This window comes from Nonomuraea africana, assembly GCF_014873535.1.
GTDB lineage: Bacteria > Actinomycetota > Actinomycetes > Streptosporangiales > Streptosporangiaceae > Nonomuraea > Nonomuraea africana.
On the sequence record NZ_JADBEF010000001.1, the window covers coordinates 3,549,608 to 3,559,901 of the forward strand.

Annotated in this window: 9 protein-coding genes; 2 read left to right on the forward strand and 7 right to left on the reverse strand. The window is 69.2% G+C overall.

Going from position 1 to position 10,294, the window contains the following annotated elements; translation table 11 throughout:
* Positions 1–230 precede the first annotated feature (230 nt).
* From H4W81_RS16830 to prcB, 3 genes are all read right to left on the reverse strand, one after another.
* On the reverse strand, positions 231–752 hold the full coding sequence (locus H4W81_RS16830; protein WP_192775682.1) for a hypothetical protein: 522 nt from the start codon (positions 750–752) through the stop codon (positions 231–233).
* Positions 753–1,343: 591 nt separating this feature from the next.
* On the reverse strand, positions 1,344–2,099 hold the full coding sequence (gene prcA / locus H4W81_RS16835) for a proteasome subunit alpha (protein ID WP_192775683.1): 756 nt from the start codon (positions 2,097–2,099) through the stop codon (positions 1,344–1,346).
* A gap of 21 nt (positions 2,100–2,120) precedes the next feature.
* Positions 2,121–2,969: a proteasome subunit beta gene (prcB, locus tag H4W81_RS16840; protein WP_397128062.1), complete on the reverse strand. Its 849-nt coding sequence runs from the start codon at positions 2,967–2,969 to the stop codon at positions 2,121–2,123.
* Positions 2,970–3,314: 345 nt separating this feature from the next.
* Between prcB and H4W81_RS16845 the strand changes: the two genes are divergently transcribed.
* On the forward strand, positions 3,315–4,331 hold the full coding sequence (locus tag H4W81_RS16845; protein WP_192775684.1) for a DNA polymerase IV: 1,017 nt from the start codon (positions 3,315–3,317) through the stop codon (positions 4,329–4,331).
* A 433-nt stretch (positions 4,332–4,764) separates the two neighbouring features.
* Here the strand turns inward: H4W81_RS16845 and H4W81_RS16850 are convergent, their stop codons facing one another.
* Together H4W81_RS16850 and H4W81_RS16855 are read right to left on the reverse strand one after the other, a co-directional pair.
* A complete protein-coding gene (locus tag H4W81_RS16850; RefSeq protein ID WP_192775685.1) occupies positions 4,765–5,730 on the reverse strand; it encodes an alpha/beta fold hydrolase in 966 nt (321 codons plus the stop codon).
* A gap of 516 nt (positions 5,731–6,246) precedes the next feature.
* Complete coding sequence (locus H4W81_RS16855) at positions 6,247–6,456, reverse strand: ubiquitin-like protein Pup (RefSeq protein ID WP_183661680.1); 210 nt, start codon at positions 6,454–6,456, stop codon at positions 6,247–6,249.
* A gap of 148 nt (positions 6,457–6,604) precedes the next feature.
* Between H4W81_RS16855 and H4W81_RS16860 the strand changes: the two genes are divergently transcribed.
* Positions 6,605–7,009: a hypothetical protein gene (locus H4W81_RS16860; protein WP_192775686.1), complete on the forward strand. Its 405-nt coding sequence runs from the start codon at positions 6,605–6,607 to the stop codon at positions 7,007–7,009.
* A 538-nt stretch (positions 7,010–7,547) separates the two neighbouring features.
* Here the strand turns inward: H4W81_RS16860 and dop are convergent.
* On the reverse strand, positions 7,548–9,062 hold the full coding sequence (gene dop / locus H4W81_RS16865; RefSeq protein WP_225958662.1) for a depupylase/deamidase Dop: 1,515 nt from the start codon (positions 9,060–9,062) through the stop codon (positions 7,548–7,550).
* 85 nt (positions 9,063–9,147) lie between these two features.
* Positions 9,148–10,281: an acyltransferase family protein gene (locus H4W81_RS16870; RefSeq protein WP_192775687.1), complete on the reverse strand. Its 1,134-nt coding sequence runs from the start codon at positions 10,279–10,281 to the stop codon at positions 9,148–9,150.
* Positions 10,282–10,294: the final 13 nt, after the last annotated feature.

The following is a 10,294-nucleotide window of genomic DNA, read 5'->3' on the forward strand; positions in this document are numbered from 1 at the left end:
CCGCAATTGAGCCTGTCCGACTCGACACCCCCGATCCGCGTGAGGGGACCGCGAGAGGTGGCTCAGGAGACCTGATCGGGTCTGTGGGGCCTCGGTCGGCGACGGCGCGGACCCCTCCGCGCCGTCCTACCGGCTCCACGCCCTCCTGTGCACGCCACTGCGCCCGGCCCTGCTACGGCCGTGAGCGCGGCTCGCGGGACCGCCGCCCCCGCGGACGGTCCCGCGCCCGCTCACGGAGTGAAGATCTCCTGAACCTTCACGATCTGGCCCTTGTGAACCGTGATGAGCGACGGACGCTCCCCCGCCTTCGCCCACTTGATCAGCGCACTCCTCGAGCAGCTCTTGTTGCCGAGCCCGGTCCTGCGGTCGACCGTCATGTTCCCCCCCGAGCTGTCGCAGCCGAAGGCGCTGAGGAAGACCACCTTCTTGGCGATGGGCGAGGCGTAGGCGGTCACGTCGCCCTCGGGCGGCCCGACGAAGAAGCCCTCGGTGTGCTTGTCCTTCTTCCACTTGATCGGCTCGTACTCGGCCGTGCCGTCGGCGCTCACGGCCGTGATCCAGCCGCGCAGGATGCCGTTGCGGCGGGAGTGGAGGCCCTTGGTGAAGTCATGGCCCGGATCGGCCTGGAAGGTCGTCCCGAAGATCGTGGGCACCTTGTACTTCGGGATGCCACCGGCCGCCGCCACGGCGGTGCCGCCGGTGAGGGCCAGGGAGCAGGCGAGGGCGGCGACGCCGGTCGCGAGGGTTCTCATCTTCACACGCTCTTTGATCCACAACCTGGAACCCCGGTTCGCCCGAACCAACGTGATCCCGGTCACATCGGACGAGAGCGAGAACACCGTAACAGCGAGCAACGGATACGACCGAAGGAGGGCCTACGACGCATCGGGGGCTGGGGCCATGCAGGAGAAGCGGCGGCAAGGCCTAACGCGAAGTGACCAGGGCCTCCGAGGGACGCCTGACTGTGATCCAGACGCGGGAGCTCCTTCAGAGGGACCAGGACATCTCCTGACGGCCGACAGAAGGTCCAGAAGGGACCGACGCGCCGCCTCATGGCGAGAGGGCTGCTCTCCGCCCGCCACCTCAGGGCGAGAGATCCCGTCCTCGCCACAGGGCACGAGGGCTCGCCGTCGTAGGGCTGCCAGGGCTGGAGATTCTCCAGAGAGCGGTCATGACCGACGAGGAGACGCGTGTGGAACGAAGCGGGCGATGTAACGGCGAGCGGCCGGAGTCCCGCTGGAGGAGCGTGGACGACAGACGGCCACCGAGTGACCCCGGTGGCCGTGGATCGCTTGCCGTACAGACTGGGCTGTGAAGACGCGCGGTAAAGACGTGGATGGTGGTTATTCGGTGCCGTCGCCCGCGCCCGCCTCGGGCGCGGTCGGCGGGGTGTCCTCGTCGGACGCAGTGGGCGGGGGCGCGGCCGGGAGCAGGCGCTCCAGCCTCGCCCCCGTCAGACGCTGGAACTTGCGGTGCTCGCGGTTGCGGTCGAGCACCGCCACCTCCAGCTGACCCGCGGGCGGACGCTCCCCGCCGGGCTCGGTCAGCGCCGCCAGCGCCACCTCCAGCGCCTCGGCCAGCGTCATCCCCTCCCGGTAGCGCTCCTTCAGCCGGGTCCCCACCGCCTCGGCCTGGCCGCCCATCGCCGCGAAGCCGTGCTCGTCGAAGACCGACCCGTCGAAGGTCAGCCGGTAGATCGCGTCGCCGTCGGCGGTCTCGCCCACCTCGGCCACCACGACCTCGACCTCGAGGGACTTGATCGACTCGGTGAAGATCCGGCCGAGGTTGGAGGCGTAGAGGTTGGCCAGCCCCCTGCCCGTCACGTCGGTGCGGTCGTAGGTGTAGCCGTTGATGTCGGCGTAGCGGATGCCGCCGAGCCGCAGCTCCTCGAACTCGTTGTAGCGGCCCACCGCGGCGAAGCCGATCCTGTCGTAGATCTCGCTCACCTTGTGCAGCGCCCGCGACGGGTTCGGGGCGACGAACAGGATGCCGTCGACGTACTGCAGCACCACCACGCTACGGCCACGCGCGATGCCCTTGCGCGCGTAGTCGGCCTTGTCGCGCATGATCTGCTCGGGCGAGGCATATCCAAAAGGCATGGACACTTCGGCAGGTCCTTTCTAGCGCAGCGGGGCGATGGGGCCGTCAGGGGAGATCATGCGTTCCTCGAGCATCCGCTCGACCACCGCGGCGACCTCGTCGTCGCTCAGGCGGCGGAAGCCGTCCGCGTCGATGACGGAGACGATCGGCCAGATCTTCCTCGACACGTCGGGACCGCCGGTGGCCGAGTCGTCGTCCGCGGCGTCGTAGAGCGCCTGGATCACCGTGGTCACGATGTCCTCGGCCGAGGCGTTCTCGCGGTAGAGCTTCTTCAGCGAGCCCCTCGCGAAGATCGAGCCCGAGCCGATCGCGTCGAACTTGTCCCGCTCGTACGGCCCGCCCGCCACGTCGTAGCTGAAGATCCGCCCTCCGTCGCGCTCGGGATCGTAGGCGGCGAACAGCGGCACGACCACCAGGCCCTGCATCGCCATCCCGAGGTTGCCCCTGATCATCGTCGCCAGCCGGTTGGCCTTGCCCGCCACCGACAGCGTGCGACCCTCCATCTTCTCGTAGTGCTCCAGCTCCACCCGGTAGAGCCTGGCCATCTCGATGCCCGTGCTGGCCGTGCCCGCGATGCCCATGCAGGAGTAGTCGTCGGTGCGGAACACCTTCTGAATGTCTCGCTGCGAGATCACGTTCCCTGACGTCGCCCTGCGGTCGCCCGCCATCACCACCCCGCCGGCGCAGGTGGCGGCCACGATCGTGGTCGCGTGCGGCACCTGGTCACCGACCGGCGTGGCCAGCGTCTCGCGGCGCGCCGGCAGCAGGTCAGGAGCGTGCCTGCCGACGAACTCGGCGAACGAGGAACTTCCGTTGTTCACGAAGAGCTGGCTCATCAAGCCGGCGGGCAGATCCCTGTGCTGTGCCACGCGACTCCCTCCAAAACCTCAGTGTCCTTAGGGCGACCCTACTCATGTTGTGCTGGTGCATGCACTTCCCACGATCAGCTGAGCGCGAACCATTTCCGCGCCACGAGGGCAGCCAGATTGTCGATATGTCGTGACAACCTCTCGCCTCGGATGACCACACTCCCCCGGCGAGCTGCGATGATCGTCACCACGCCGTCCCGGCCGAACGCCACGGCGCCGCACGGCCCTGGCCCGCACGGCCACCGACGTGCGTTCCAGGCGAGTACCTGCACCGCCGCTCTCTCGACAGCCCGGCCCCACGGTCACCTCCGTCCTGGGAATCGCCGGGCGGTCATACTGGACACCATGCGGGACTGGGTGCTCCACCTCGACCTCGACGCCTTCATGGCCGCCGTCGAGATCCTGCGCAATCCCGAGCTGCGCGGCCGTCCCGTCATCGTCGGCGGCAACGGCGACCCCACCACCCCGCGCACCGTCGTCTCCACCGCCTCCTACGAGGCCCGCGAGTACGGCGTCCACTCCGGCATGCCCATGCGCACGGCCCTCAGACGCTGCCCTGACGCCGTCTACCTCCCGACCGACCTGCCCGCCTACGAGGCCGCCAGCGCCGCCGTCATGGCCGTCCTGCGGACGTTCCCCGTCGTCGTGGAGGTCTGGGGCCTCGACGAGGCCTTCCTCGGCGCGCGCACCGACGACCCCGAGACCCTCGCCCGCGACATCCAGCGCGCCGTCACCGACAAGACCGGGCTCACCTGCTCGATCGGCATCGGCGACAACAAGCACCAGGCCAAGCTCGCCGCCCAGTTCGAGAAGCCGTCAGGCGTCTCGCGCCTCACCACCGACACCTGGACGGACGTCATGGGCGAGCGTCCGACCACCGCGCTGTGGGGCATCGGTGCCAAGACGGCCAAGAAGCTGGCCGACCTGGGCCTGCACACCGTCAACCAGCTCGCCGCCGCCGACCCCGCCGTCCTCGCCGCCCGCTTCGGCCCCACCAACGGCCCGTGGCTGCGCTACCTGGCGCTCGGCAGGGGCGAGACCACCATCACCACCGCCCCGTGGGTGCCGCGCGGCCACAGCCACGAGACCACCTTCACTCACGACCTCACCGATCCCGCCGCCATGCGCGATCACATCGCCGCCCTGGCCGGACGGCTCGCCACCGAGACCGAGGGACGCCCGGTCATCCGCGTCACGGTGAAGGTCCGTTCCGTGCCCTTCGTCACCCACACCCGCCAGGCCAAGCTCCCCGAACCCACCCTCGACGCGGCCACCATCCAGCAGGCCGCCCTGGCGATCTTCGACCGCTTCGCCCAGGACAGGCCCGTCCGTCTCCTCGGCGTCTCCGTCGAGTACGCCTGAACCGCCCTCTGCCTCCCGGTGCCAGCGAGAACAACGGCTGACACTCCAGGCGGTTTGCCGCCCGCCCAACGCGCCGCCGACCACCACCGCGGAGGCGACGGTCCTGAGGCGTCCGGTTCCCGCGACTCCACCGCGAGGGAAGGGACGACCAGCCGTGTAGGACCGGCACCATCCGCCCTCAGACGGCCCCGCCGCACGAGGACCCTCATGAACAACCGCCTTCCCTTGCAGGACCGGCACCATCCGCCCTCAGGACGGCTCCGCCGCACGAGGGCCCTCGTGGAAATACGGCCCGACCAGGTGCCGGTGCTGCGGATGGCGCCGGTCCCAGCGGGCGGGGCCGTCCTGAGGAAGAGCCGTCCTGAGGCAGAGCGGTCTGAGGCGGGGCCGTCCTGAGGCGGCCCGTCGCCTCGGCGGAACGCGAGGAGAGCCTTCAGCGCCCGCTCGACCTCACGGCGAACGCCGAGTCGTCCGGCCTCTGGCGGGAGTCGGCATGCCGGGCCAGCAGGTCGCCGCAGAACGAGCGGATGGCGCGGTTGACCACCGTGGGCTTCTCCCACGGCATGAAGTGCCCGGCTCCCGGCACCCAGAACGGCCCCACGACCTGCGGATAGGCGATCGCGCACCGTTCGGCGATGTGGTCGCCGATCGTCACCTGGTCGGGGCCGATGAGGACGAGCGTCGGCTGCTGAACAGGCCGGTCGGTCATCTCGGGGGCCGACAGGGGACGGGTGCCCATCACCACCTCATAGTCGGCGAAGGAGGCCCGCAGCCGGTCGGCGTCGGCGTAGGGCTCGGTGAGCAGGTCGAGGTCGGCCTCGCTGAACGCGCCGGGCGGGCACCACATCCGATGGCCGAAGAACTCGGCGATGTAGCGCCGCCGCCGTTCGGGGGTGTCGAGTTCGGCGACGAGTTCGTCGGCATGGAGTCCCTGGCGGCGCTGGTAGTCGTAGATCGCCGGCTTGGGCGTGCCCGGGGGGATTCCGGCCGCGGCGAACTCCTCGGGCAGGTCAGGCATCGAGTCGTCGAGCACCACCAGCCGGTCCACCCTGTCGGGGTGGCGTGTGGCCAGGTCAATGGTGATCATCGCGCCGAGGTCGTGCCCTGCCACGACGGCGCGCTCCCAGCCCAGGGCGTTCATGAGGCCGACCAGGTCGGCGTTGAAGGCGGCGAAGTCATAGAAGCCGTCAGGAGCGAAGTCGGAGTCGCCGTAACCGCGCAGGTCGGGGGCGGCGACGTCGAACCCGGCCGCGGCGAGCTCCTCGATGTTGTGCGACCAGATAAGACTGGTGCAGGGGAAACCGTGGATGAGCAGCAACGGCACCCCGCCCTGGCCGCTCCGCCGGACCGCCAGCCGATGTCCTTCGCCGACAGTGACGAACGTGGGAGAAATGGCCATGGCACATCGTTGCATGCGCCACCGACAGTATCGGACCGCCTGATCTGCCCAAAGACGTGAACTGATGCAGCTTCCAGGGGCGGAGGGAGCTTCCATGGGGCGGAGGGAGTTCCATGGAGCAGAGGGAGCTTCCATCCACCCAAGGTGGGAGGCACGAGATCGTGGAGCGCCGTCTGCTCACTGGCCGAGGCGCAGTCGTCAACGGCAGAGGAGACCGGCTCTGGCGGGATCAGGAGGTCCGGGGCGAGGTCGGCGATCAGCAGGGCTCAAGGCGGTGTCCCTCGCACCTGGTGGCAGGCGTCGGGGAGGGGTGGCCGTCTCGGGGGCTGCCCGGCGACGGCGGCGTGTGGACGGCGCAGAGCCCGCCCTGCCGGGCGAGCGTGCGCTCGTCGTCGTCCTCGGTGGTGCGATGCGGGCCAGGCCGGATGAGCCCTCGGTACGGCACACCGCCGCCGAGCCAGGATCAGCTCGAACCTGGACGTCTCTCCATCGTGGCCCCTTATCTATGCGTTTTGCCTACTCCCCACCCTTTTGCACGTACGAGCGCACGAACTCCTCTGCGTTCTCTTCGAGAACTTCGTCGATTTCGTCCAGGATCGCGTCGACGTCGTCGGTCAGCTTCTCCTGCCGCTCCTGCACATCGCCGCCCGCCGAGGCCTCGGTCTCCTCGACCTCGTTCTCGCGACGACCGGTCTGCTTCTGACCGCCGGTGTCCCTGTTCGCCATGATCAACCTCCGCTTGGGGGACTGCCTCTAGTGGATATCTTCCCCGAACCGACCGACATTGCGCGCCCAATGCCGCGCGATCTTCAACGAGGTTGACTAGATAGCCCCCCTATCCAATACTGGACCCCTATCTCCCAGGAGGTCCAGGATGTCCCCTTCCACACTGAGCACCGCGGGTGTGCTGCTCATCACAGTCCCCGGCGTCGCCTATGGCGGCGTCACGCTGCTGACGTTCCTCATGCGGAGCGTCCCCGGATACAACGACAACCCGGTCAGGCGCGGCCTCTGGCGGGCCGGACACGCCCATGCGGGGGTGCTGGTGCTGTTCAGCCTGGTCGCGCTGCTGTACATCGACGCGGCGACACTCTCGGACGGGATGAAGTCGCTGGTGCGCACGCTCATCGTGGCGGCGCCGATCCTGATGCCGCTGGGCTTCTTCCTGTCGGTGATCCGGCCGAGGGACACGAAGCCGAGCCGGCTGATCTGGCTGACCTTCGCGGGCGGCCTGTCGCTCGCCGTCGGGACGCTGATCCTGGGCATCTCACTGCTGTAGCGAGCGTCGATGAGTCCCGTAAGGTGGCCGGCGCGGGGTCCCAGAGGCGGGACGGCCTCAGGCGCCGCATGACGCGGCAGCGAGCCCTCCCGCGCGAGGTACACCGCACCCGGGCACGGGGCCGTGAGGGGCGCGTTGGCCCGGCCGTACGTGGGTCGGGCGCCACCGGGGCGACGAGATCGATCGACCCCCGATCAGGACCGCGACCAAGTCGGCTCCCGGCGGTCAGAGCCGCGAGGAGGTCGGCCGCAGGACCACCATCAGGCCGGATGCCCCAGGAGGGGCAGCGGCGAGGAGGGCCGAGCCGATCAAGACAGCGACCACGTCGGACGCGGCGGTCAGCACGGCAACCAATCGCACGCGGCGGCCATAGCGGCGATCAGGCAGGATGTCCCGGTAACGCCAGCGGCGAGGAGGGCCGAGCCGATCGGAGCCACGATCAGGCCGACCGCTCCAGGCCATGGGAGCGGCGAGGTCGGTCGCCGGCGGTCAGGGCCGCGAAGGGGTCCGCCCCCCGCCGGTCAGGGCCGAGACAGGCTCAGTCGCCGCCGGTCAGGGCCGCTACGAGGTCGGCGGCGGTGCGGCAGCGGTCGAAGAGCTCGCCGACGTGCGCCTTGGTGCCGCGCAGCGGCTCGAGGGTCGGGACCCGCTGCAGGGACTCACGTCCGGGGATGTCGAAGATGACGGAGTCCCACGAGGCCGCCGCGACGGACTCGCTGTACTGCCGCAGGCAGCGCCCCCGAAAGTAGGCGCGAGTGTCGGTGGGCGGGTTCTCGACCGCGCGCTGGACCTGCTCCTCGGTGACCAGGCGCTGCATGCGTCCGCGGGCGACCAGGCGGTTGTAGAGGCCGCGGTCGGGCCTGATGTCGGAGTACTGCAGGTCGACCAGCTGGAGCCGCGGGTGCGACCAGGCGAGGCCGTCACGCGTGCGGTAGCCCTCGAGGAGCTCCAGCTTGGCGACCCAGTCGAGCTCGCGGGAGAGCTGCATGGGGTCCTCGGCCAGGCGGGTCAGGACGGACTCCCAGCGGTCGAGGATGTCCTTGTTCATCTCCTCGGTGGCGGTGCCGCGCTCCTCGACGTACTTGCGGGCCTGCTCGAGGTACTCCATCTGCAGCTGGATGGCGGTGAGCTTGCGCCCGTCGCGCATCGGGATCTCGTAGCGGCAGGTGGGGTCGTGGGAGACCGCGCGCAGCGCCTGGACGGGATTGTCGACCGCCAGGTCACGGGTGAGGAAGTTGTCCTCGATCATGGCCAGCACGAGGGCCGTCGTTCCGAGCTTCAAATATGTCGAAATTTCCGACATGTTGGCGTCGCCGATGATGACGTGCAGGCGGCGGTACTTCTCCGGATCGGCGTGCGGCTCGTCACGCGTGTTGATGATGGGCCGCTTGAGCGTCGTCTCCAGACCCACCTCGACCTCGAAGAAGTCGGCCCGCTGGCTGATCTGGAAGCCCTCGCCGCGGGAGTCCTGCCCGATGCCGACCTTGCCCGAGCCCACCACGACCTGGCGCGAGACGAAGAACGGCGTCAGGTGCCTGACGATGTCGGCGAAGGGCGTGGCCCTGCGCATGAGGTAGTTCTCGTGGCAGCCGTAGGAGGCGCCCTTGGCGTCGGTGTTGTTCTTGTAGAGCTGGATCGGCGCGTTGGTGGGGATCGCCGAGGCGCGCACGGCGGCGTCGTACATCACCCGCTCGCCCGCCTTGTCCCAGATGACGGCCGCGCGAGGGTTGGTGCACTCGGGCGTGGAGTACTCCGGGTGGGCGTGGTCGACGTAGAGGCGCGCGCCGTTGGTGAGGATGACGTTGGCCAGGCCGAGGTCCTCGTCGGTCAGCTGGCTGGGGTCGGCGACCTCCCGGGCCAGGTCGAAGCCTCTGGCATCACGAAGCGGGTTCTCCTCCTCGAAGTCCCACCGCGCCCTGCGCGCCCTGGCCGCCGAGGCGGCCAGGTAGGCGTTCACGACCTGCGAGGAGGTCACCATCGCGTTGGCGCCTGGCTGGCCGGGTACGGAGATGCCGTACTCGGTCTCGATGCCCATCACCCGACGCACCGTCATGCGCACCCTCTGTTCGTCCGGGTCTGTCTATCCGCCGTTTATATGCCCGAGCCTATGCCCTTCACAGTCCCTGAGGGTCACAGAGTTATGGCACCGACGCCTTTTCAGCCTGTACGGCGGGCATTGGCGTGCTTTGCGGCGTGCGCCGAGGCCGAAGGAGTCGCTGAAGAGGCCGCTCGGCACAGGAATAGACAAGATATGACAAGAGCAGGGTCACGAGTGTGGCGATGACGCCGACGATCCAGGCGGGCATCGCGCCGACCAGGGGCGGGATCAGGACCACGGCGACGACGCTATGGAACAGGTAGAGCGGGTAGGTGGTCCCGCCGAGCGCGGTCAGCACCGGCGAGGACGGCATCCTGAGGTAGCCGAGCGCGACCATGGCCATGACGGCGAAGATCAGCGTGATGGTGAAGACGACGCCGAACTCCGTGACCGGCATGGCCTTCGCGCCCGCGAGTTTGACGCGGCTGGCCACCCGGACGAGGGCGGAGTCCACCGACAGCACCCACGAGCCGGCGAACAGCAGCCACGGCGGCCAGGCCGAGCCGAAGCGATGGATGAGGTACAGCGCCATCCCTGCGATGAAATATCCGGCATAGCGCGGCATGACGATCTCGGTGACGATCTCATGACCGAGGAGGGCGACCTGGTCGCCGAGGAAGTGCACGGGGACGGCCGCGGCCAGCCAGACGGCCATGAAGGCCAGCACCCGCCCATAGGTGACGCCCACGATCACCAGGATCGAGATGAGCAGATAGAAGCGCAGCTCGGCCCAGAGCGACCAGTAGACGCCGCTGGCGTCCCCCACGTCGAACAGCCGCTGGAACATGGTCGCGTTGACCGCGTACTCGCCCGCCGACAGCTTGGGATCCAGCGGCTTGGCGGCCAGCACGCCGTACACGACGACCACCGCGGCCAGGCTCAGCCAGTAGGCCGGGTAGAGGCGCACGAACCTGGACCAGGCGAACGCCCCCAGCCCCCGGCCCCAGACCGTCATGAGGATGACGAACCCGCTGATCACGAAGAAGAGCTCGACGCCGAGGATGCCGAGCCCCGCGACGGGAGCCAGCCAGGGGAACAGCGTCGCTGGCCGCTCCCCCCAGACGGAGGCGAACGCCACGAAGAAGTGGAAGGCGAGGACGGCCATGGCGGCGATGAAGCGGAGCAGATCGAGCTCTGCGAGCCGCCCCGGGGTCTGTGATCGCCTGGCGCTCATCCGTCGTCTCTGC